Here is a 20,988-nt window from a genome sequence, read left to right on the forward strand (position 1 = left end):
GATTTTTCAAGTGAAAAGCCGTAAAGTAAAGGTGTGAAGGATATTCGAGGAGGTAGTTCTCATGAGCAAACAAGAGTTGCACATTCCTGAAGCTGATGCTTTACGGCAAGATGAAATCACAAGTGAACAAGCGCAATTTTTCTTGGAAAATGGGTTTTTGATCATCCGTAATGTCGTAGTTGGCGAAGAGCTGCGCCTGCTGCAGGAGCAAACGATGCAAGTAGTTGAGAGTGGACTCGCAGGCAGCGGCGATGAGGATTATATGTACCGTGTTCGGAAAAATGGCGAGCGTAAGTACTGGCGTACGGAGTACATCATCGATAAGCAAGAGGCTCCCAAGGCGCTGCTGGCACATCCATTCATCCTGCGTTCGGTTGCGAAGATTCAAGGCGTTAACTTCATACCAACCTGGGATTCCCTCGTTGTGAAAATACCAAATCAAGCCGCAAGCGTGCCATGGCACCGAGATGCGTTAGTTCCTAGAGGATGTACCGATCCTCGGCCGATTTTCAATGTGGATTTTTATTTGGATGAAGCGGACTTAAAGTCCTGCTTGTGGGTCATTCCAGGCAGCAATCACTGGTCGATCGAAGCGGCTGAAGAGCGCTGTGCGCGTCCTGGCTTCGACTTCAGTGATGCGGTACCTGTCCCGATGCAGCCCGGGGATGTGATCTTCCACAACATTCAGCTTCTTCACGGGTCGCCTGAAGGGGATGGCAATGCGCTGCGTCGCACCATCTATTACGAGTTCCGACCAGGTGAAATTGAAGCGGAGTTCGGGCCGCATACGCTCGAGTACTTGGCGCTGAAGCAGCATATGCTCGTGGATTGCATTGAACAGAGGAAGCAAGTCGCCTATTCCGCAGGGGAGACGGCTTATGACTATCTCCCTGTAGGCGCTTTCGCGCTTGGGGCGAAGGTGAAGCCAGCCACATATCGCTATGCGCATGGGGATTATTGGCGGGGTTAGGAATAAATTAAATTGGCACAAAACTGGGTGAGACTTTGCCCAGTTTTTTTCTTGAACATTCGTCCGAAGGTGTGGACGTCGGAATAGCCGACCCGATCCGCAATTTCGCTGAACGACAAGTTGCTGTGAATGGCGAGTTCCTTTGCCTTGTTGATGCGAATCCACGTCAAATACTGCATGGGTGACATGCCCACATGCTGGCGGAAGAGGGTGAGTATATAGTTCTTGCTGAGGCCCGACACGTCCTCGAGCTCTTTAATTTGAATCTCGCGGCTGTAGTGCTCCGTGAGATAGTTCTTGATGAGAACGAGCTTCGGCATGGTGATGGCGTCGGATCGAGTGCTCGTCTCGTTCCCTTGCGCCGCTTGGGCAAGGATACTCATGAGCAGGCTCTGACAGTGCATCTGATGAACGAGCCCTGGCTGGCGGTAATGCGTGACGAGCTGCGAGAGCATCGTCTCGACGGGATGATCTGCGAAATTGCCGAGCAGATGCTTTCCCTTGAACAACTCCTCGTACGGGAAGGCCGACGTCCCGAAGTGAAACACCAACGAGATACACACGTACGGACGATCGTCCGCCTTGATGATCGAGTGCAGCTCGTTCGGCCGATGGAAAAGCAGATCGCCGCGATGCGTCTCATACGGCTGATCGCCTACTGGATAGTCGGCAAATCCATCGACCACGTATTGCAAAATATACTGCGACATCAGCCGATTGCGGATCGCCCACCCTTGCGGAGCGTGGAACATATGAGCTAGTGTAATATACGGTGGGAAATAGTAATCTTGCAGCATATCCATCGTCTCTGCAGGCTGCATGGTGGTCAAATTAGGCGCCATGGCATCATCACCTTTCTATGTACTCTCATTGTAGCATTAAGGCGGGGAGTTGCGGAGTGCCTTTGGCAACCCCCACAACAAAAAAACTCCAGCCCCTCACGAGGCTGAAGTCCTAATCGTTTACTCCGTCACTTTTTGCATCTTGCCAGGATTGTTAATCTTGTACGCCACAGGGTGCTTGCTGAGCTTCTTGGCGACGATTTTGCACTCAAACGTGACGATGTCGCCAACCGCGAGCTCCAGCTTTTTGAGCGTTGCGCTATGGCTGGACCACGCGCTGCCGACTTCAATAGCTGGCTCGAGAATGGACACAGCCTCATAGATGATCACCTCATCATCGGTATCGGAGAAGTTGTTCGGCACAGTCGTAAACTCCATAACCGTCGCCTTCATTTTCACTTTCTCCTCCGGAAGCTCCAGCTTCGGCGCTTTCTCTTTTTTCACTTTGCTCTTCGCAGGCGCTGCCTCGCCATCGCCGCCGCCAGCAGGCTCCGCAACCTTGGGAGCTTTCGCAGGCTTGGACGCTTTTTCCTCAACCACAGCTGCTTCCGCTTCACTTTCAATCTCGTCTACAACGCCATCCTCCGTGAAAGCCGCGCCGCGCTGGCTGTAATTCGCGGCTTGCATCTCCTTCAAATAGGAAGGATGGATGCAGTGCAGCTGCCCCGTGTCCAATTCGATGACGGCGGTCATCGGATCCACAAGCCCAACGATGTTGCAAGGCACATTCAGGTTATTGCCTTTGTAGAAGAAAGCTTTGGCTTTCGACGCTTTTTCCGAAACTAATCCCCATTCTTTACATTGATCCAGCAGCTCAGCTTCATCATCGAAACGAGTGAAAGCGCCAGGCTGGATGGCAAACGCATACTCCATCAAGTATCAACCTTTCTTTTCTATATATAAGAGGTTGTTCAAAAAGTCGCCTTTGATCACGAAGCAAGCCATGAAGTTTATTCGACATCGAATCTTGCGTTCACCTTCGAAGTCCGTTGCTCATGTAGGTTTGCCTACACTCCGCTACTCCTTCTTCAGGTTTTCGCAACCTTCTCGGTGCTGAAAGTCGACTTTTTGAACACGCATTTTATGGATTCAGCAGGTGCAAATGCACCTACACGTCTTGTTCTTCCTTCTCAGTGGCATCCTCTTCGCCAATTTCGTCCTCTTCTTCTAAACGGAAATCATCCGTCTTTTCGCCGTCTTCCCAAATTTCCACGAAGAGGGCATCACAATTTTCGAAATCAGTTGGTTTGAAGCCGAGCGCTTTTTCCTCGTCTGGACCGACATACACATTCTCAAGCGTTTCCCCGTCAAATGAGAGGATGACATAGATTTTCATAGGCAAGGTGTGCCTCCTAATTGGTGATAAGGATTATTATAGCATACCGAATGAATTGTTCGCATGAACCGTGAATGATCTTTCATATACATCTTTATAGTCTGTATTTCCCGGGTTCTGTTAACAACGGAAAGCGAAGGAGGAGTAAGAAGGATGGCGGTTCTAGTTATATGCATTCTCGGCTGCCTGTCGGGTTTCGTGATTTTCAGAAGGAACGTGATACCGCGCAGCGCTGACCAAGCTCTGAATGAGGTCAAGCTATCTATTATTATTCCAGCTAGGAACGAAGCGGACAATCTACCCCATTTGCTGCACACCTTGAAAATTCAAACCCTAGAACCCTATGAGATTATTGTGGTTGACGATTTTTCAGAAGACAACACCAGGGAGATCGCGGAGAGCTTCGGCGTTACGGTGATAGCGAACTCGCCGCTGCCTGAAGGGTGGACGGGCAAAAACTGGGCCGTATGGAATGGCTATTCCCATGCAACAGGAGAACTGATCGCGTTCTTAGACGCGGATATCCGATTTGCCCCTCGGGCTCTGGAACTGCTGGTGAAAGCGCGGAATAAGCTGGGCGGCGTTCTTTCCATCGTACCCTACCATTACACCGAAAATTTGCGCGAGAGACTCGCGTTGATCTTTAACGTGCTGGGGGTGTTCGCGTTTACGTCACCTTTTGAAAAAAATAATGGGCAAAAGGGTCTGTACGGTTCCTGCATTTTAACGACTAGGGCTGATTACGAATCAGTGAAAGGGCATGAAGGCATCAAGTCGGAAATGCTGGATGACCTGAATCTCGGCGCAACATACGCCAGGGCAGGCATTCCGGTCAACAATTACATCGGCTACGGCCTCGTGTCCTTTCGGATGTACCCGCAGGGGATGGAAAGTCAGGTGCAAGGATTCGGCAAAGGTGCGGTGCTAGGGACGTCGAAGCTCAAAGGAGGCACGCTCACCCTGACTGCTATATGGGCCATCGGCTTGATCCTAGCGTGCACATTTCCCTTTTTCTTATCGACTAACTGGGGGCTTCCACTATTCATCGGGTATTTGCTTTACATGGCACAGCTATTTTATTTCGTCAAATATGTGGGGATTTTCGGCATCGTGATGCCTGTGTTTTACGTGTTTTCCACGATATTTTTCATTGTAGTCATGTTGTACTCGGTGTATCAGGTCGTCTTTCTCGGGCATGTTGCATGGAAAGGGCGGCACGTCAAAGTAGGAAGCAGGCGAGCGTAATGATCATCGTTTGGACGATTGGGGCATTTGTGTCAGGTGCGATCATGTTCAGTTATTGGCTGGGTCGATTGGCTCGGAAAAATCTACAAACCATTGGCGACGGAAATCCTGGTGCCCTTAACTTATGGAAAGCAGCTGGGTATCGGCTTGGGATTCTAGGGGTGCTGTTGGATTTTCTCAAAGGATATCTCATCGTCCGATTTGCGCTTGAAGCTGGGGGTATCTCGGGATATGCCGTGATTCCGATCGCACTTGCTCCGATTGTAGGGCATGCGTTTTCTCCGTTCCTGCTTGGAAAAGGGGGCAAAGCCATCGCCGTCACCTTCGGCGTCTGGAGCGGGTTGACGCAGTTCGAAGTGTCGCTTGCGCTTGCGGTCATCTTGGCGATCATGCTGGGCATTATGAAAATCGTCAACCAGTGGAAGCCGATTTCGTCGGAGACGGACGGGCAGCAGGTAGTGATCGGAATGCTGCTCTTGGGTATCTATCTGTACGTGAGGGATGCCTCCGCCGCGGAAATATGGGTGTGGATGGGCAACTCACTGCTGCTTATAGTGAAACATCGGAAAGAAGTGAAAGCCCTTCTCCATCGAAAAAGCGATATCAAAGAAGGATCTCCGCATTAAGATCCGGGGATCCTTCTTTCTCATAGGTCAAGCAACGCGCCTACATACGGCACTGTGTCTTGGGAAAACCTAGGACATAGAGGTGACTGCCCAATGGAAAATAAGTTCGCACTTCAGGAAGAACGCATTAATGCTTTTAGCCATGGAATTGGCGTATGCTTGAGTGTGTACGGTCTCTTCCTGTTATTGCAGCGATCCGCACTATTTGAAGACCGATTATACATGGTTAGCAACGTCATTTTCGGCGCGTCCTTATGCTTGGTGTATGTCTCATCGACACTATTGCACGGCACTCGTTCTCTGAAATGGGGTAAACGTTTCGAAATGCTGGATCATGCGGCGATATTCATCGCGATGGCAGGGTCCTATACGCCGTTTCTGCTGATCACCTGGCAAAGCCGCATGGCGACAGAGCTCCTAATCGTCATTTGGGCGTTAGCATTCGCTGGCGTGCGGTACGTGCATCTCATTATTCAGCGGTTTATGCCGTGGGGTTTGCTGTTTTATTTGGGCATGGGCGCCTTCATGATGCTTTTTTTCGTCCCCTTATATGTGAGACTGCCCCACATGGCTTTTATTTGGCTGGCACTCGGCATGGCGAGTTACATGGCAGGTGTTCCTTTTTTCCTCTGGCAAAAATTACGCTTTCATCATGCGGTCTGGCACCTTTTCGTACTCGGCGGAAGTGCTTGTCATTTTATAGCTGTCTACAGCTATGTGATGCCTGCGCTTTTATAAGCTAAGGCTGATGTTATAAATGATACAGGCAGGATAAAAACACCTTAATTTTGTGCTATTCTGAATTAACATTGTTTATTTCATGACCGGATGGCCGTCACTATAATAAAGGCATGAACCTCACATCTTACGTGCCAAGGAGGCAAAACGATGCTGAACAACTCGCCTTTATTATTGACGGATGAACAAATGAGAAATTTTATTACGAAGGGGTGCCTGATTCTCAAAACGGATTTTCCGCGTGAGTTTCACGAGAGCCTCGTCGAGCAACTGAACACGGTGTATACCGCGGAAGGGAATCCGGGAAACAATTTGCTGCCGCGCATTCGGGAGCTGCGCAAAGTGTTCGAGCACCCGGTTGTGACAGGCGCCTTGACCAGTGTGCTAGGGCCGAATTATATGATGCATGCGCATCGGCATGGTCATTATAATGCTTCTTCTACAGCTGGCGCTTGGCATAAAGATAGTTATTGGGGATATAAAAAAATGCGGAATCACCATCCGCACTGGGCCATGATTATGTATTTTCCGCAGGATACTCCCATGGAATTAGGACCAACTGGCGTAATGCCAGGCACGCAAAATTATGAATCGCGCACGTTCCAAGCCGATGAGCAGGAAGCGGAGGTGTTGGCCAATGGGGAGGCGGGAACTTTCGCCTTGATCCATTATGATATATGGCACCGATCCACGCCGAATGTATTGGGACAACCTCGCTATATGCTGAAGTTCGAATTCATGCGAACGGAGATGCCGCAAGCACCAAGCTGGAACAATCAGGAGAGCGAATGGCGGCGCCCTGCGGGATTGAAGCTGCCAATCGCGGAGCACGATGTGATGTGGAGAGAGACTTGGAACTGGCTGTCAGGACAAGTTGGCAGTCTTGCCAATACGACTGCACCAGACGCAGCGCGGATCAAGGAATTAGGAGAGGGGCTAGGGGACTTCGAGCCCGTTGCGATCAATGCGGCCTACGAGCTTGCGGCAAGCGGTCAGGCTGGGGTGGATGTGCTACTAGAAGCGCTTCGCAACGGAGAAAAGCAAGTGTCCAGAACGGCTGCGTACGGCTTATCCGCAGCGGGTCGTGAGGCAATTGCAGGATTAGTTGCGACAATAGCTGAAGCAGCAAGTGAGGACGATGATGTGATCGCTCACGCCGTATTCGCGCTTGGGGAATTGCGGGGCTTGGCGAGCGAGGCTATCCCTGCAGTTGTTGCACAAATGCAGCATCCTTCGGCAAAAGTTCGCTGCGCAGTTGTGGATGCGCTGGGGCTTATGGAAGCTCAGCACGATGACGTGGTAGCTTGCTTAGCGCGAGCCTTGCAGGATGAGAACGCGCAAGTGAGGTTTATGGCAAGCCTTGCACTGTCTAGGCTTGGCGCGTATGCCGAGGCTGCGATTCCGCAGTTGGAAATCGCCATGGACGACGAGAACCGTTATGTTCGCGCTCATGCCGCAGAAACGCTAAGTTACATCGGTACCGAGAGGGCGAAGAACACGCTCATTCGGTTCCTGCTCAACGCACGGTGGTGTCCAACCACCACTGCGAAAAACGCTTTTTATCCGTAATCCTATCGCCTAGATAACACGAAACTCAAAAAGCCTCCCATCCCTGGGAGGCTTACTTGCATTCTATCACCTGTCTCATCTGCCAGCATCGCTATGGGTTTGCGGCCGTAAATCCCGGAACGCCGTCGGTTTGAATCCCGTCTGTTCCTTGAACATACGGGAGAAGTAGGACAACTCCATGCCGAAAGAATCGGCAATTTGGGACACATTCAGCTCCGTCGTCAGGAGCAGGTGCTTTGCTTTTTCAGAGCGAAGGTGATTCATATATTGGATCGGGGAGTATCCCGTAAACTGTTTGAACGCGTTGATGAAATAATTTGGATGATAGTGTGCCAGCTGGGCCAACGTTTCGATCGAGATTTGATCGGCCATATGCTGCTCCATGTAGCGAAGGACCTTGTCCATTTTCTCATGCGTAGGCGTAGTAGCTAGATTTAATTTAACCGAGGCGTTCTCCTCGATAAATTCCGCGATAATTTCACTGAGAATCCCTTGAACCCTGAATTCAGCAGTTAATGTGTCACTGTTCCTATAGGCAATAAGCTTCTCAAATGAGTGTTTCATCGTTTCCGGATCCTTGACAACAATAGATGGTGACGTGTGCAAAATTTGGAACAAATCCAAATCCCCAATTCTTGCGGTGAAATGAGACCAATACTTGCCAAACGTGTTGTCACTAATCGTCCCATAGGCTTGGTCGCTGCCCGCAGGGAGAATGTACAGCTCACCCGGCCGCGGATAATACGTTTGGCCGTTTATTTTGACATAACCCTCACCTTCAACAAAATAATACAGCCGATTCACGGGGCAGGAGGGAATTTCATCTGTCCATGTTTTGTGTACTTTCGTGTGCGCCGCATAGTCGACGTCGAGATTCGCTCTGGCGATATACTTCTTCCAAAAGTTCCGTTGGCTCGCATTCATACCCGGTTTCATCGATTTATACGCCTTTTAAGAAAAGTTGGCAGATCCCCTCTGTATATTGCTGTTTCGAATACCCAAGCACATCTTTGTGGTATAAATATTGGTCAGGAAAAAGGGAAATCAATAGCGTATTTGTCGCGAGGGTGACGTCCATTTCTTTCATTTCTCCTTGCTGAATCGCCTGTTCAAATAAAGGAACGATCAGGTTATGAAGTCGGATAAAGATAGGTTTCTTATAAATGATGTAGCGGTGTTTCTCCAGATGCATCGTCGAGATGACAGACAGGAGAGAGACATTCGCATCGATAAAATCAATGGCATCATGAATACAGGCCGATAATTTCTCCAATCCTGTGCCTGGGAGTGTATTCGCCGAATATTTGATCTCCATGGATTCAATAAACCGCACCATTGTCGATTTGAATAAGTCGCTGCACACATCCCCAATATGGGTATAGCGGCGGTACAAAATGCCTTGACCAACACCGGATTCTTTGGCAATTTGATGCATCGTAACGGAGTCAATCGCATGCGTCGCCAAGAGCGTCTTTGCAGCGGACAGAATGCGGCGGCGGTACTCCGTATCCCGCTCTTCGCGCCGGCCCATGGGTGGCGGGGTTTCTTCTTTATCAGGTTCACAACTGAAAATAGCGTGTTCATCTGGATGTTTCATCTACCATGCCTCCTGAGAGAGATCGTTCATAAAAAAATAATTTGACTTTACGGACAATTGTCCGTAATATGGGGTAGCGGACAATTGTCCGTAATCATTGTACCACGAGAAGAGAGCGATTGTCTAAGGAGGCATGGAGTATGAGTCAAACAGCTGTACACGGCGGTGGAACAGAACCAGAGTTTAAATTAACAAGCATTTTGGTGCCTTTAATTGCCATTATCACAGGCATTTTCATGGTTATTCTTGATACGACAGCTATGAACGTTGCCCTTTCTAAGCTAGTCGTTGATTTCAAAACAGACTTGCCGACGATTCAGTGGGCAGTAACAGGATATATGCTGGCTTCAGCGGCTGTTATTCCTTTGGCAGGTTGGTTATCGGATCGTTTTGGGGCGAAAAATGTATTCCTGACATCCGTACTCTTATTTACGATTGCTTCCCTTTTGTGCGCAACGCCAAATAGTGCAGAGATGTTGATTGCGTTTCGTATTCTTCAAGGCCTAGGCGGCGGCTTCGTCATGCCAGTTGCAATGGCTTATGTATATAGACTTAGTCCTCCGAATAAAATCGGGCAAGTGATGGGGATGTTGGGTGTTCCCATTTTGTTAGCGCCAGCGATTGGACCGATCTTGTCAGGCTGGTTGGTTGAATATCATTCCTGGCACTGGATTTTTTTAATTAACCTGCCAGTCGGTATTTTTAGCTTTATTTTCGGCTTATGGAAATTGCCTGTTGTTGCTCGTAAGAAAGTGGCTGGTTTTGACCTGCCAGGGATGATTCTTGGACCAATCGCGTTCGCATCCCTTTCCTATGGCATTACCCAAGGTGCGTCTGGTTGGACATCCGATAAAGCGCTGGGGGGCATTATTTTCGGTGCCCTTGCTTTGCTTGTTTTCGTCATTATTGAGCTAAGAACCAAGATTCCATTGCTTGAGCTTCGCGTATTTAAATCATTTGATTTTTCATTTAGTATTTTCATTCAATGGGTGATCCAATTCTGTATGTTCGGGGCGATCTTCCTGCTTCCGCAATTCCTCCAGCAAGCCCGCGGGTACGGTGCATTTGATACGGGATTAACGCTATTCCCACAAGCGATTGCCTCAGCAATTATGATGCCGGTTGGCGGCTATTTGTTCGATAAAATCGGTGTGCGTTGGCTTGTCGTAATCGGATTAAGCTTAGTGTCAGGAGCCATATTCCAATATTCGCACATGACTTTGTTAACAGAGCGAACAGATTTAATTCTGCCGCTTGCGATGGCTGGTTCGGGTATGGGCTTGATGATGATGCCGATTAATTCCCATTTGATCCAAAAAGCTCCGCAAGATCTAGTTAGCCGTGTAACTTCGTTGACAAGTGCCATGCAGCAAGTCATTAGCTCGTTCGGTGTTGCTATCGTCGTAACGATTCTAACTTCGCGTGTGACCACGATGATTACGGAGCAGAAGCTTCCAGTCGGAACTCCTGCGGATATGCACAAATCCATGCTAGCCGTTGCGCCAGATGCGTTTGGCTACACCTTTAAAGTGATGATGATCATCGCAATGTGCGGCATCGTTCTCGGCTTCTTCGTTCGCCGCGGCAAGCAGGCAGCACATCCAGAAGCGCGTGCTGATGTTGCGCTAGAAGGTCTGCACTAATAGGAAAAAGGCAACCCGTTCGAGTAGATGAACCTACTTGAACGGGTTGCCTTTTCTTATGGCAGCTGCACCGACGCGCGGTACAGCTTGCTGTTCCATTGGACATTGCTTTTCAGTGATTCGCTCACAAAGCGAAGCGGGACATACATGCGGCTGTCAGCCATAATTCGAAGAGGAACGGGCACTGAGACGGATACTCCGTTGACCGTGGCTGTTGAACTTCCATCCCTCAGCTTTAGGGTGACGCCAGCGTCGGTGATGGTAGCTGTTCGAGTAGCTGAGTCCCAAGAGAAATCAGCATTCATCGCCGTGATGAATGGTCGAATTGGAACAATCGTCGTTTCGTTTACAATGAAACCGCTGAAATCGGACACATATTGTCCGTTGATTTCGATCTGAACTTTAGGGTTATCCAATTTGCGCACGACGAGTGCGTTACTGAGCTTACGACCCGGATACGTCATCATCGTGCCGTTAGCATATAGACCTGAGCTGGACCCGCCGTCCATGTTCATTGCCTCCTTGAGACCTAGCGCAATCGAGATCGCAGCAAGTTCAGACAAGGTAGCGCTAGGTACTGTGCCCATGACGAGACGGTTTGCGCTATCGTATCCGACGAAGCTTCTGGCTGCGGAGGACTGCGTCACTTTAGGGTCGGAGAAGCCGTCCCGTTTGACATCAATATCGGAAGCGCCGTTCGTCACTAGCTTCGGACCTACGCCGATTGCAGCCAGCCAGGACTTGGCGTCGAGGGCGGTGCCGCCTTCACCTTTTGCAACAATATTCTTGGTGATTCGATCACCTACGTCCAGCTTGGGCAGAACGTACTGGCGATTGTTCGCACTGTTGCCAACAAACAGCACATAGCCGCCATCTGGCACAGGCACGGAATCTGTCGTGATACGGGTGACAAGACCGTCATTAATCACCACTTTGGTTCCTGGAAAGCCGATCCATCGGCCAAAATCCGGCGTATACCAAACGACCTGATCGGTACTTGAGTCACCGTAATATTTATTAATCCCCCAGGGGCTAATGGTGTACGTACCGCCGCCTTCGCTCGTTTTCACGGAAAGATCAAGATCGACAAACTGAATGTCTGGCACCTTATCTTTATTGAGGAACAGCGTCTGATTCTCGCCCGAATGCATCGGTTCGCCAGCGGCTAACAACGTTCCGTTCGGGTAACGAATATAGGGGTCGGACTCGTAGGCATTGAAAAAAGTGCCGTTAATCGCGGCAACTGCATCTTCGCGTTCTACGATCGCTTGCATCGATTCATCGTGTCCGATGCCGCCGTCAGCCAATGCGGGAGCGAGCTCCAGGGTAGGATCTGTGAGGTCAATTGTTACAACGTTGACAGTGAAGTTTCGACCTGAAGCGTAGACGAGTTTCGTAGACGCGTTCACGGATGAGGAATACAAGGCAGAGGCAGGCACACTGCCAACGAAAAGCGCTGCGCTGAGCAGAAGGGCAGTAGTCGGAATGAGAAGTTTGCGACGTAACATAACGATATCTCCTTCAACGGGTTGAATGTCCAAAAGTGCAGAAAATAATCTACTCGTATACCATTCGGACTAGCTGATGGGTTTAGGACGCAACGTTTTAAATGTGGTATTATTAGGGTGCCAAAATGGAACTTGGAGGATACATATGCTAATTTATAATACGTTGACTAACCAAACAACGACAGAAAAAGTTAGAAAACCTGAGGAGCACGAGATTGTTTGGATTCGCCTTCGTAATCCGGATCCTTTGGAGACCAATCATATTCTCTTTGATCTTCTAGAAAGTCACCATCTTTTGGTAGAAGATAGTATTAAATTAAACCAACGACCTAAAATGGATAAATATAAAAATAATTTTTTCATTTCTTTTTTTGCTATAAATAATGATTTCGAACCTATGGAAATTGCTCTAGTGATAGGGAAGAACTATGTTGTTTCTTTGTATAAAGAAGATATTCCAATCTTAGATAATTTATATGAGGAGTTCAAAGAGATCGAGGGGAAAATGAAATTCCCGGCGCAGATTCTTTACCATATCATGGACAGATGTGTAGATGATTATGTCCAAATTATAGATCAGATTGAAGATAAAATAGAAACTTGGGAAGAGATCATTTATCAAGATCCATATGCAAAGATATCCCGCGATATTTTTCAAATGAAAAGAATCACACATAGTCTTCGTCGAATTTTCGTTGAAGAAAGAACGGTGCTGGGATCCATTAGCCATCAAAATCTTCCTTATTCCCATCCCGATGCAGATGTATATTTTGTAGATATCTTTGATCACATCTCACGGGTTGTGGATTCAATTGATATGTTTCGAGAGTCAATGACTGGCCTATTGGAAATGCAGATTAGTATGAAATCCGATCGAATGAACGCAACAATGAAGACGTTAACTGTAATCAGCACCATATTTCTCCCTTTAACATTTATTGCTGGGATTTATGGGATGAACTTCAAAGATATCCCTGAATTAAACTGGAACTTCGGTTATATTTATGTATGGGGACTAATGGTTTTGATTACAATTTCAATGCTCTTTTATTTCAAAAAGAAAAAATGGTTCTAACTTATAAAGAAAAAACGACAGTCAGGACTTATTTCTTGTCCTTGTCTGTCGTTTCTTCAATTTATGGGATGTACACCACTACCACGACTTCCGCAGCGTAAACAAATCCTGCAGCTCATCATTCGAAAGCTCTGTAATCCAGCCCTCGGAGGAGGAAATGACATTGTCGCTGAGGCTCATCTTGCTCTCGAGCATCTCGTCGATCCGTTCTTCGAGCGTGCCGAGTGAAATAAACTTATGGACCTGCACGTTCCGTGTTTGGCCCATCCGATAGGCGCGGTCTGTCGCTTGATTCTCGACCGCGGGATTCCACCAGCGGTCGAAGTGGAACACGTGATTCGCCGCGGTCAAGTTCAACCCAACGCCGCCGGCTTTCAGCGACAGCACGAAAATATGCGGTCCCTCGCCATCCGCGGCTTGGAACCGTTCAATCATGCGGTCGCGCTCCTGCTTCGGCGTGCTCCCGTTGAGGTAGTACACGGGCTCACCGCGCCCCGCGGAGAGCACATCCGCCAGCATGCGGCCCATGCCCACATACTGCGTGAAGATCAAGCACGAATCGCCCTCATCGCGAAGCTCATCGACCATCGCAACAAGCCGCTCCAGCTTCGCAGAGCGCTGCACCAACTCGCCGCGGCCATCCTCGCTCGCCATCAGCGCCGCCACCGTATCCGCTTCCTTCGTCAGCAGAACAGGGTGGTCGCACAGCTGCTTGAGCTGTGTCAATGCGCCGAGGATGGCGCCTTTGCGCTCCATGCCCTCGAGCTTCTGCATCCGCTCCATCAATTCTTTCACCGTCTGCTCGTACATCGCACCTTGCTCTGCGGTCAAATTGATGTACACCTTCATCTCCAGCTTATCAGGCAAATCGAGCTGAATCGCAGGGTCTTTCTTTTTGCGGCGCAGCATAAAAGGTTTGACTAACTGCTGCAGCTGCGCGGTCCGCTCTGCATCTTGATGCTTCTCGATCGGATTCGCGAAGCGAATCTGAAAGCCGCGCTGGTTCCCGAGGTAACCAGGGTTCAGGAAGTCATAGATGGACCACAGCTCGGACAACCGATTCTCAATCGGTGTCCCTGTTAAAGCGATCCGATGCTGTGCGTTCAACGAGCGAATCGCAGCGGATTGTTTATTTTGCGCATTTTTAATATTTTGCGCTTCATCCAAGCAGAGCGAACTCCACGTGTAAGGCTGTAACGTTTCTTGATCCATAAGTGCTGTCGTATATGACGTTAAGACAATATCGGTCTGTGCCAACGCATCATCCAAAGCTCCGCCGCTGAGACGGCTTTTCCCATAGTGCAGCATCACGCGAAGCTCTGGCGCGAATCGAGCCAGCTCCTTCTGCCAGTTGCCGAGCACAGAGGTCGGGCAGACCAACAGGGCAGGCTGCTCCGATTCGGCCTTATGATGGAGCAAATAGGTGATGAATTGGACGGTTTTACCAAGTCCCATATCATCAGCCAGACAGGCGCCAAGCCCGAATTTCCGCAGGTAGCTGAGCCACGTGAAGCCTTGGTGCTGATAGCTGCGCAGCTCTGCGCGAAGTCCATCAGGCACGGGAATCAGCGCTAGATCGGAGGGCTGACCAAGCTGTCTGATCAAAGATAACAAATGCTCGTTCAGCTGAACCTCCAGCTGCAAACGAGCTTCTTCTTCCTCGTCAATGAAGTCGGCGTCCTCACGCAGCTGTGACGAAGAATGAACCTTGTCTCGCTCCAACTCACTTAGTAAGTGCAGCTGGAAAATGTCTTGCAAAGATAAACCCTCTGCAGGGTCGATGCTATCCATCAGCTTGCGGATTTGTTCCAAGAAGGCAGGATCGAGATACACCCATTGCCCGCGGAAACGGATTAGTCGCTCATTGCGGCTCAGCAAGCTGTTGAATTCGGCTTCGCTGAGCTCGGAATCGCCGATAGCAATGCGCCAATCGAAATTCACAAGCGAATTCATGCCGAACAGCGACTGGCCTCGTCCACCTGCATTGGCGCCAGCCTCTGCGCTCACTTTCGCGCTTAGCCGTGGCTTCCGCTTCGCAGCCGCTTCCCACCACGCGGGCAGCATGACGTTCCAGCCATCCTCTAATAAGACACGGCTGTCCTTCGTCAAAAACTGCCAAGCGGAATCATCGCTGATGCCGTGCGCGAGCAACTCGCCGTCATCGGCCATGCGCGGCAGCGCTTGAAGCAAGCGCGTCACCCAGCCAGGGGCGCGTTCGACGACATGCGGCGTCCAATCCGTAGGCCAAGCGCCTGACGCTGTGCCGTCCACATGCAGCCGAATCGGCGTAAGCAGCGTGCTGTCTTCCTTCGCTTGCAGCACGAGTCGAAGCCGCCATTCGTCTTCGAACTCATCAGGCTCGAGCAGCTGCAACGCAGGGCGGAATGGCGCTGTATCCGGTCGCCAGCCCATGGCAGACAGCCATTCATTCTCAGTGAAGGCGGCAGGAGAGTCCGCCAACTCCCCTCTTTTTGCTCCGAAAAGCGCGGGGAATTCGCTCCGTAAATCCGCCATTGCGGCATCCGTCGCATAATGGCTCTCCACGACGACAGCGGAGAAAGCTGCGCGCAATCCGCTCAAGCCCTCGCCGAGCCCGTCTATGTCGGCTACCCGTTCCCAATCAAAGTCGGCGAGCTCTGGCGCTGCCGCATCCCAAGTCCATAGTAAGCGACCGCTGCGGAACGCCTCATAGCTGGGCTGGAAGTGTCCATTTTGAACCGCTTCGAATAGTGCAGGCGCCAACTTCACTAACTGCTCAGCAGCATCCGTATCCATGGTCCAAGTAACGATATCCATGAAGCTTGGCGCTGCGAAATAGGGTAACACCTGCTCAGCAGGCAGAATGACGATGGGCAGGTCTCCCGCTAGCTGTGTCTCTAACAATGTGCCATAGCAAGAAGGCTCATGCCAGGTGAACAACAGTTTCCGCAAATGCTCGCCAGATACTTCTCGTCCGTCTCGATATCCCCAAAGTAGAGCATCTCCGCCCTCGGTTAACGACAGGGATAAGGCTAATTCATGCAATTTGGTACTCATTCTAGCAGCTTCCCTTTCTTCAATTCTTCCTGTAAGGCGCGAAGGCGGCTGTACCGACTCACGAATCGCGTGAAGAAGGCTTCCCAACGTTCGGGTTGCTTCATTTTTTTATACACTTTTTCCAAACGCTTCAGCAGTCGGACGGCAGACTTGTAGTCGTGGCGATTTTTGAGCCGAATGTAATGCTCCACTGCTTGATGATAGTAGGGGAGTAAGAGCTCCGGTGATTCCTTCTCGATCGGTTGCAGTACACTGACGCGGTGTGCGAAGGGATCATACCCTTGCACGATCTGCATTTCGATCCATGCTTTCCACTTGCGCTGCTCATATAGAAGCGACTCGATGAGCCGATACGAACTCGGCAATAGCTCACCAAGGGCTAGCCACATCTCAGCCTCCATTTCGGGAAACTGGGCGACAGCCTTTTTCCAATAGCCGAAGTAAATTTCAACCTCAAGCTGTCTTTTCCTCGCATAAAAAGGAAGTAAACGCTGCAGCCAAACAATTAACTCCCGGCTGTTTTCCAAATAAGATAAGAACGGAACAAACAGCACCGTCGGCGCATCCTTGAAAGAACTGTGCGCGTCCAGCACGTCCCATGCAGACTCGGTCTGTTGCTGATATAACTTTAGGAACGCGCGGCTTGCGCATAAGGAAAGGGATAGATCCGCAGCTTTCATCGCCTCGTAGGCGGCAAGTTCCTTCTCCATGAAAGACAGAACATCGGGCGAAAGTGCCCGATCTTTGGTGTTCTGCGGCTGTGCAACTTCACAGATCCAATACGTCCATATCGTTGTGAACACGCGGAAATGGGTAAGCTTATTGGGGGCTTCACTTTCTTGCTGAGCGCGAATATAGGCTAACGTTTGCGCCATGCGTTCCCCCAAGCAAGCTTGGAGATAAGCGGCGCGGGGCGCAGCTTCTTTCAACCAATCCTCGAGCTCATCGCTCAAGTTATAAATGGTTGCTGCGGTGTAGAAAGTAACGCCGGTTTGCGCGTTCTGCTCCACAATTTTACGCAAAATGAAGAGCTTCTCATGCAGCTCGAAATAGAGCGCGTCCACTGGCGAAAGTGCTGCCTTTGAGGCGTGAAGCTGTGAGAATTGGCCACGCAGCGATTGCACATAGCCACCCTGATCAAAGGATGATTTAATCAAATACGTATAGTGCTCCATGAATTTGTGCCAGCCATCGACCGTCATTCCTGGCAATTGCTCTAATGTGGAGGCTTTCGTAGCTTGGGCGGCAACACGCTTTAGGGCCATCTTGGCATTCATGATTTGCGAAGCAGGATAGCCCTGCCGATCAGCTAATTCCATGAGGGAAGCGGCTAAATGCTTGCAGGATTTGTGGACGGGACACGTGCAGATGCTCGCCTTAAGCGAATCAAAGTCGATGAGCACCTGACAAGTCTCCCCAAACTCTTCTACATGCGCATCGATGGAACGCGAATCAAGAATTTTGAGAGAGGTCACCATCTGTTGTTTATAGAAATGAAAACCTCGACTTAACGTAACCTCGTTATAGGTTTCCGCTACATATTCGAGTAATTTCGACCATTGGTCATCATTCAAAACGGTTGTAGCAGGCATGCCAATGCTCCTTTAAATTTCGACGATATTAGGACATTCCTTAAGTATAAAATGTCGAGATCAACTTGTAAATTTCTCATTGATGGGATTACGTCGACTAGTACGAAGTGCAGCGAGCTAGTGGAAAACAAATAGAAGCTACTAAGATGGAATACTGAAACCGTTGAAGTAGGAGTGGGTGGAGTTACCAAGCTGCCAATCTTGACATTCTATACTGTAATCATTATAATTACAGTATAGTTTTTCATTTTCAAGATAAAGGTGGCGAGGCGTATGTTGAATGTTGCAATTGGAGATTGGGTTGTCGCAACAACCAGCGATGATGAAATGGTACATGGCTATGTGGAATCCGTTGCAGGGCAGCTAGGTATCGCGTTCGTCAAAGTCATCGCGTCTGATCAAGATGAGATTATTGGGCATCACATGGAAGTGAAACTTGCTACGATTAAGAAATTGCCAGTGCGTGGATGGGATACCGATGAGAGCATCCGAAGTGTCATTGATGTAGCCCTTTCTTTGAAGGATGAGAAGTGGTTCATGGAGCTCACCGAAACATTGCATGCCATACAGGCAAAAACGTCCAGTGTTCAACCTACGCAAGTGGCTCAAGGTTTCTTCAAGAACCGATTAGGTGTTGATCAACTGTAGGCACGTTGTAATATAAATAAAAGCCATTCCAACTGCCATCTTGCTAAACAAGGTGGCAGTTGGTTGGCTTTTTTGATTAATATTGACAATAATGGTTGGCACATAGCAACGTGAGTACATTCTTAGACTTTTGCCAACACTGGGAATAATCCGCCTGCTAATAGAGCATTCGACTCTAAGCCTAACTCTCTTGTGCAAGGATGCTCTTTGCCATTGAAGGTAGTACCGTCGGGCATATAAATGGTGGCTAACACTCGTCGTGGCTGATCACTCATATTCGCATGTGCGTAATGAAAGGTAAGACCGTTGTGGAAGGTGCAGCTTGGGCATGGTCGTGGAACAATCGAATGCCCGTAGCTCCAGTAAGTTCCAAAGCAATTTGGGCTATCTTTGGGTGCGAAGTATAGCGTGCCATACCCGCGTGATCTCGCCAAGTGTTAACTTTCTGATTAAGAACTTTGTAATAAGCAGAATCGCCAATACGAAGAGAATTTCCTTCGTTTGTGCTCATGGCTTCTTCCATATAAACCGAGAGCTGTGAATCTCCATTCTTTCTGAGGTTTAACAAATCTTCTCTTTTTGCCATCGGATGGAGTCGTCAAATGTTTTCATTTCGAATGTGCTGTCTTTCCAATAGTACTGCAAGTTAGGTTCTTTCCATCCCTCATAAAGCTCCTCCCAAGTGAAGGTGCCGTGTGGCAGCAAAGATGCCTGCTCAATGGGTTCGTGAATGGGTTGATAACGGAAATCGCAGGATAGTCGTATCAAATCGGGGTGTTGATTCGGCAACGACTTGTGCACGGTGTGGCTATGAAATGTCAGAATATCGCCTGCGGTAAAGTCACAGCCTTGCCACTCGTAGTCCAGACCGCATAGAATCGTTTCCAATCCCCCGGCCCCGGGAGCGTTCGTGACTCCTAACAAGCCGCTTTTTTGGCTCCCTTTTAGCACAGCAAGTCCTCCTAAGGATTGAGGAATATCGCCTAAGGGAACCCAACACGTCCAGGTTTGTTCTGCTCCCTGTATGTGCAGATAATCTTGATGAGAGGGTGTTGAAGCTAGTTCCTTATGTGGCAACATAATCCGACCGATGCTTCGGGGATGTACAAATGGATCAGCATCGAAGAGCAGCCTATATAAGTTTAATAAATCAGGGCTGTGAGCAAGTGCATGGAAATTTTCAAGTTTTTGTACTTTACGGTAGATGTCTTCTGGCACACCAACCCCGTTCGATGAAATGTCCTCCTTGGAATAACGATGAACTTCGGTTAAATCAGCCACCCCATCCATATAATCCTTTTTACCATCCAACAATTTCTGTTCGTCTAAAATCTGTAAAATAGAACGACGAACGTCAAGCACTTTCTCTCTAGCAAGAAATCCGCGGAAGTACAAGTATCCAAGCTCCTCAGCTCGTTTGCGCAGTTGTTCCGGATCCGATAATAGCGGGGTAGCGTCTTCTAAATAAGAAGTAATGGGTTTCTTATTGTTGTCGATGATTTTAGGCTTGCTCATTGATTTCCCTCCTTGAATTGGACTATGATAATCGTACTTAGAAAGGGATTAGAAGTCTTTAGAATTTAACCTGTTGATTTGCACTTTATCGGTTTTTCTAAGGGAAAGAGGGGAAACACATGAATCTTAATGACATGAAGCCGAATGTTCATTATGTCAATCGATTGGTTTGCTCAGGTAATGAGATCTTCGGACCTCGGTATATCGAGGATCACCAGTTTATTTTCGTTGACAAAGGGAGAGGAACAGTCAATATCCAAGGGCAAGAATACGACGCCATGCCCGGACAATTGTTCTATTATGGTCCTGGTGAGCCCCATCGATTTCAGGCTGATAGCCATGATCCTTTTATCTTATATGGACTGCATTTTCTACCGAACAGCGGGGTGGGAAAGAAAAGCGTGTGGGGTATTCACCCTGCTGGTGATCTCCAAGCCCTATATACCATTGAGGATGCTCAGCCTCGCATTCTTGACATACCTGTTAGCTGTAAACCAGGTGCTTGGTTACGTCCTTTGTTTGAAGAAGCCGTTTATGAGTATCGCAAAGGGGATCAGGCGGCACAGGCTATTTTACAAGGACTTGTGCTTCTTTTAGTAGGTAGATTGTTTCGGCAAATGCAGCTCTCTTTCGAGGAATCCTCGCCCCACCATGCATTCATAAAGAAAATTAGACTATTTTTAGAAGATCATGCAGAAGAATCTTACGAAGTAGGTTGGTTAGAAGACCAATCTCCCTACGGTCATGACTATGTTTCACGTATGTTCAAAAGAGTTTACGGGGTGTCTCCACATATCTATCACGCTCGCCGAAAGTTGGATCTGGCTGGTAAGTTACTGCAAGAAACAGACCAAACGATAACGAAAATCGCAGAGAGATTACATTTTTCCAGTATTCATTATTTTTCAAGGGGATTTAAAGCGTATACGGGCGAACAGCCATCCCAGTATCGGGCACGACGGCGAAGACTGTAGTGGTAAAGATTTTATCCCATCGTAAAGAAGTTTTCCTTTCGAGGTTGATTCGCATGGCTTAACATGAAATCATC

The 20,988-nt window shown here is 48.9% G+C and carries 19 protein-coding genes; 9 read left to right on the forward strand and 10 right to left on the reverse strand.

The window, feature by feature from the left end; genetic code table 11:
* The first annotated feature begins 61 nt into the window (after nucleotides 1-61).
* Nucleotides 62-970: a phytanoyl-CoA dioxygenase family protein gene (locus MJB10_RS09115; protein ID WP_314803770.1), complete on the forward strand. Its 909-nt coding sequence runs from the start codon at nucleotides 62-64 to the stop codon at nucleotides 968-970.
* Here MJB10_RS09115 and MJB10_RS09120 read toward each other — a convergent pair.
* From MJB10_RS09120 to MJB10_RS09130, 3 genes are all read right to left on the reverse strand, one after another.
* Nucleotides 967-1,812 (reverse strand): helix-turn-helix transcriptional regulator, encoded by an 846-nt coding sequence (locus MJB10_RS09120; protein ID WP_314803771.1) that lies wholly within the window; start codon nucleotides 1,810-1,812, stop codon nucleotides 967-969. The genes MJB10_RS09115 and MJB10_RS09120 overlap by 4 nt on opposite strands.
* A gap of 120 nt (nucleotides 1,813-1,932) precedes the next feature.
* Entirely contained in the window at nucleotides 1,933-2,685 is a 753-nt protein-coding gene (locus MJB10_RS09125) for a hypothetical protein (protein WP_314803772.1), read from the reverse strand.
* A 235-nt stretch (nucleotides 2,686-2,920) separates the two neighbouring features.
* Nucleotides 2,921-3,148 carry a hypothetical protein gene (locus tag MJB10_RS09130; protein ID WP_314803773.1) on the reverse strand — a complete coding sequence of 76 codons (228 nt, stop codon included), beginning with the start codon at nucleotides 3,146-3,148 and terminating at the stop codon, nucleotides 2,921-2,923.
* 153 nt (nucleotides 3,149-3,301) lie between these two features.
* Between MJB10_RS09130 and MJB10_RS09135 the strand changes: the two genes are divergently transcribed.
* The 4 genes from MJB10_RS09135 to MJB10_RS09150 all read left to right on the forward strand — a co-directional run bounded on the left by MJB10_RS09135 (nucleotide 3,302) and on the right by MJB10_RS09150 (nucleotide 7,326).
* A complete protein-coding gene (locus MJB10_RS09135) occupies nucleotides 3,302-4,393 on the forward strand; it encodes a glycosyltransferase family 2 protein (RefSeq protein ID WP_314803774.1) in 1,092 nt (363 codons plus the stop codon).
* The gene (locus MJB10_RS09140; RefSeq protein ID WP_314803776.1) at nucleotides 4,393-5,019 is read left to right on the forward strand and encodes a glycerol-3-phosphate acyltransferase; all 627 of its coding nucleotides are present in this window, start codon (nucleotides 4,393-4,395) and stop codon (nucleotides 5,017-5,019) included. The genes MJB10_RS09135 and MJB10_RS09140 overlap by 1 nt, the downstream gene beginning before the upstream one ends.
* Nucleotides 5,020-5,112: 93 nt before the next feature.
* Nucleotides 5,113-5,757 carry a PAQR family membrane homeostasis protein TrhA gene (gene trhA / locus MJB10_RS09145; RefSeq protein ID WP_314803777.1) on the forward strand — a complete coding sequence of 215 codons (645 nt, stop codon included), beginning with the start codon at nucleotides 5,113-5,115 and terminating at the stop codon, nucleotides 5,755-5,757.
* A 150-nt stretch (nucleotides 5,758-5,907) separates the two neighbouring features.
* Entirely contained in the window at nucleotides 5,908-7,326 is a 1,419-nt protein-coding gene (locus MJB10_RS09150; RefSeq protein ID WP_314803780.1) for a HEAT repeat domain-containing protein, read from the forward strand.
* A 75-nt stretch (nucleotides 7,327-7,401) separates the two neighbouring features.
* Here MJB10_RS09150 and MJB10_RS09155 read toward each other — a convergent pair whose 3' ends face one another.
* Nucleotides 7,402-8,262: a helix-turn-helix domain-containing protein gene (locus MJB10_RS09155; RefSeq protein ID WP_314803782.1), complete on the reverse strand. Its 861-nt coding sequence runs from the start codon at nucleotides 8,260-8,262 to the stop codon at nucleotides 7,402-7,404.
* 4 nt (nucleotides 8,263-8,266) lie between these two features.
* Nucleotides 8,267-8,923, reverse strand: a complete 657-nt coding sequence (locus tag MJB10_RS09160; RefSeq protein ID WP_314803785.1) for a TetR/AcrR family transcriptional regulator — start codon at nucleotides 8,921-8,923, stop codon at nucleotides 8,267-8,269.
* 140 nt (nucleotides 8,924-9,063) lie between these two features.
* Between MJB10_RS09160 and MJB10_RS09165 the strand changes: the two genes are divergently transcribed.
* Nucleotides 9,064-10,566: an MDR family MFS transporter gene (locus MJB10_RS09165; protein ID WP_314803787.1), complete on the forward strand. Its 1,503-nt coding sequence runs from the start codon at nucleotides 9,064-9,066 to the stop codon at nucleotides 10,564-10,566.
* Between the two features lie 56 nt (nucleotides 10,567-10,622).
* Here the strand turns inward: MJB10_RS09165 and MJB10_RS09170 are convergent, their stop codons facing one another.
* Nucleotides 10,623-12,074, reverse strand: a complete 1,452-nt coding sequence (locus MJB10_RS09170; RefSeq protein WP_314803790.1) for a stalk domain-containing protein — start codon at nucleotides 12,072-12,074, stop codon at nucleotides 10,623-10,625.
* 145 nt (nucleotides 12,075-12,219) lie between these two features.
* On the opposite strand from MJB10_RS09170, the gene corA reads away from it, so the two are divergent.
* Nucleotides 12,220-13,149, forward strand: a complete 930-nt coding sequence (gene corA, locus MJB10_RS09175) for a magnesium/cobalt transporter CorA (protein WP_314803793.1) — start codon at nucleotides 12,220-12,222, stop codon at nucleotides 13,147-13,149.
* Nucleotides 13,150-13,227: 78 nt separating this feature from the next.
* Here the strand turns inward: corA and MJB10_RS09180 are convergent, their stop codons facing one another.
* Both MJB10_RS09180 and MJB10_RS09185 read right to left on the reverse strand, forming a co-directional pair.
* Nucleotides 13,228-16,185, reverse strand: a complete 2,958-nt coding sequence (locus MJB10_RS09180; protein WP_314803795.1) for a DEAD/DEAH box helicase — start codon at nucleotides 16,183-16,185, stop codon at nucleotides 13,228-13,230.
* On the reverse strand, nucleotides 16,182-17,777 hold the full coding sequence (locus MJB10_RS09185; protein WP_314803797.1) for a hypothetical protein: 1,596 nt from the start codon (nucleotides 17,775-17,777) through the stop codon (nucleotides 16,182-16,184). The genes MJB10_RS09180 and MJB10_RS09185 overlap by 4 nt, the downstream gene beginning before the upstream one ends.
* Before the next feature lie 273 nt (nucleotides 17,778-18,050).
* Between MJB10_RS09185 and MJB10_RS09190 the strand changes: the two genes are divergently transcribed.
* Nucleotides 18,051-18,425 (forward strand): hypothetical protein, encoded by a 375-nt coding sequence (locus MJB10_RS09190; protein WP_314803799.1) that lies wholly within the window; start codon nucleotides 18,051-18,053, stop codon nucleotides 18,423-18,425.
* A gap of 271 nt (nucleotides 18,426-18,696) precedes the next feature.
* On the opposite strand, the gene MJB10_RS09195 is transcribed toward MJB10_RS09190, so the two are convergent.
* Entirely contained in the window at nucleotides 18,697-19,011 is a 315-nt protein-coding gene (locus MJB10_RS09195; RefSeq protein ID WP_314803802.1) for a hypothetical protein, read from the reverse strand.
* Entirely contained in the window at nucleotides 18,987-19,940 is a 954-nt protein-coding gene (locus MJB10_RS09200; RefSeq protein ID WP_314803805.1) for a phytanoyl-CoA dioxygenase family protein, read from the reverse strand. The genes MJB10_RS09195 and MJB10_RS09200 overlap by 25 nt, the downstream gene beginning before the upstream one ends.
* Before the next feature lie 119 nt (nucleotides 19,941-20,059).
* Here MJB10_RS09200 and MJB10_RS09205 point away from each other — a divergent pair, with 119 nt between their 5' ends.
* On the forward strand, nucleotides 20,060-20,914 hold the full coding sequence (locus tag MJB10_RS09205; RefSeq protein ID WP_314803808.1) for a helix-turn-helix transcriptional regulator: 855 nt from the start codon (nucleotides 20,060-20,062) through the stop codon (nucleotides 20,912-20,914).
* Nucleotides 20,915-20,988: the final 74 nt, after the last annotated feature.

This window comes from Paenibacillus sp. MBLB1832, from assembly GCF_032271945.1.
GTDB classification, from domain to species: Bacteria; Bacillota; Bacilli; order Paenibacillales; family NBRC-103111; genus Paenibacillus_E; species Paenibacillus_E roseopurpureus.

Bases quoted from the DNA above. Each gene is read 5' to 3' on its own strand.
- MJB10_RS09130 (WP_314803773.1), bottom strand. From the start codon at position 3,148: ATGAAAATCTATGTCATCCTCTCATTTGACGGGGAAACGCTTGAGAAT.
- MJB10_RS09190 (WP_314803799.1), top strand. From the start codon at position 18,051: ATGTTGAATGTTGCAATTGGAGATTGGGTTGTCGCAACAACCAGCGAT.
- MJB10_RS09160 (WP_314803785.1), bottom strand. From the start codon at position 8,923: ATGAAACATCCAGATGAACACGCTATTTTCAGTTGTGAACCTGATAAA.
- MJB10_RS09170 (WP_314803790.1), bottom strand. From the start codon at position 12,074: ATGTTACGTCGCAAACTTCTCATTCCGACTACTGCCCTTCTGCTCAGC.
- MJB10_RS09135 (WP_314803774.1), top strand. From the start codon at position 3,302: ATGGCGGTTCTAGTTATATGCATTCTCGGCTGCCTGTCGGGTTTCGTG.
- MJB10_RS09115 (WP_314803770.1), top strand. From the start codon at position 62: ATGAGCAAACAAGAGTTGCACATTCCTGAAGCTGATGCTTTACGGCAA.
- MJB10_RS09140 (WP_314803776.1), top strand. From the start codon at position 4,393: ATGATCATCGTTTGGACGATTGGGGCATTTGTGTCAGGTGCGATCATG.
- corA (WP_314803793.1), top strand. From the start codon at position 12,220: ATGCTAATTTATAATACGTTGACTAACCAAACAACGACAGAAAAAGTT.
- trhA (WP_314803777.1), top strand. From the start codon at position 5,113: ATGGAAAATAAGTTCGCACTTCAGGAAGAACGCATTAATGCTTTTAGC.
- MJB10_RS09150 (WP_314803780.1), top strand. From the start codon at position 5,908: ATGCTGAACAACTCGCCTTTATTATTGACGGATGAACAAATGAGAAAT.
- MJB10_RS09120 (WP_314803771.1), bottom strand. From the start codon at position 1,812: ATGGCGCCTAATTTGACCACCATGCAGCCTGCAGAGACGATGGATATG.
- MJB10_RS09195 (WP_314803802.1), bottom strand. From the start codon at position 19,011: ATGGCAAAAAGAGAAGATTTGTTAAACCTCAGAAAGAATGGAGATTCA.
- MJB10_RS09185 (WP_314803797.1), bottom strand. From the start codon at position 17,777: ATGCCTGCTACAACCGTTTTGAATGATGACCAATGGTCGAAATTACTC.
- MJB10_RS09165 (WP_314803787.1), top strand. From the start codon at position 9,064: ATGAGTCAAACAGCTGTACACGGCGGTGGAACAGAACCAGAGTTTAAA.
- MJB10_RS09155 (WP_314803782.1), bottom strand. From the start codon at position 8,262: ATGAAACCGGGTATGAATGCGAGCCAACGGAACTTTTGGAAGAAGTAT.
- MJB10_RS09180 (WP_314803795.1), bottom strand. From the start codon at position 16,185: ATGAGTACCAAATTGCATGAATTAGCCTTATCCCTGTCGTTAACCGAG.
- MJB10_RS09125 (WP_314803772.1), bottom strand. From the start codon at position 2,685: ATGGAGTATGCGTTTGCCATCCAGCCTGGCGCTTTCACTCGTTTCGAT.
- MJB10_RS09205 (WP_314803808.1), top strand. From the start codon at position 20,060: ATGAATCTTAATGACATGAAGCCGAATGTTCATTATGTCAATCGATTG.
- MJB10_RS09200 (WP_314803805.1), bottom strand. From the start codon at position 19,940: ATGAGCAAGCCTAAAATCATCGACAACAATAAGAAACCCATTACTTCT.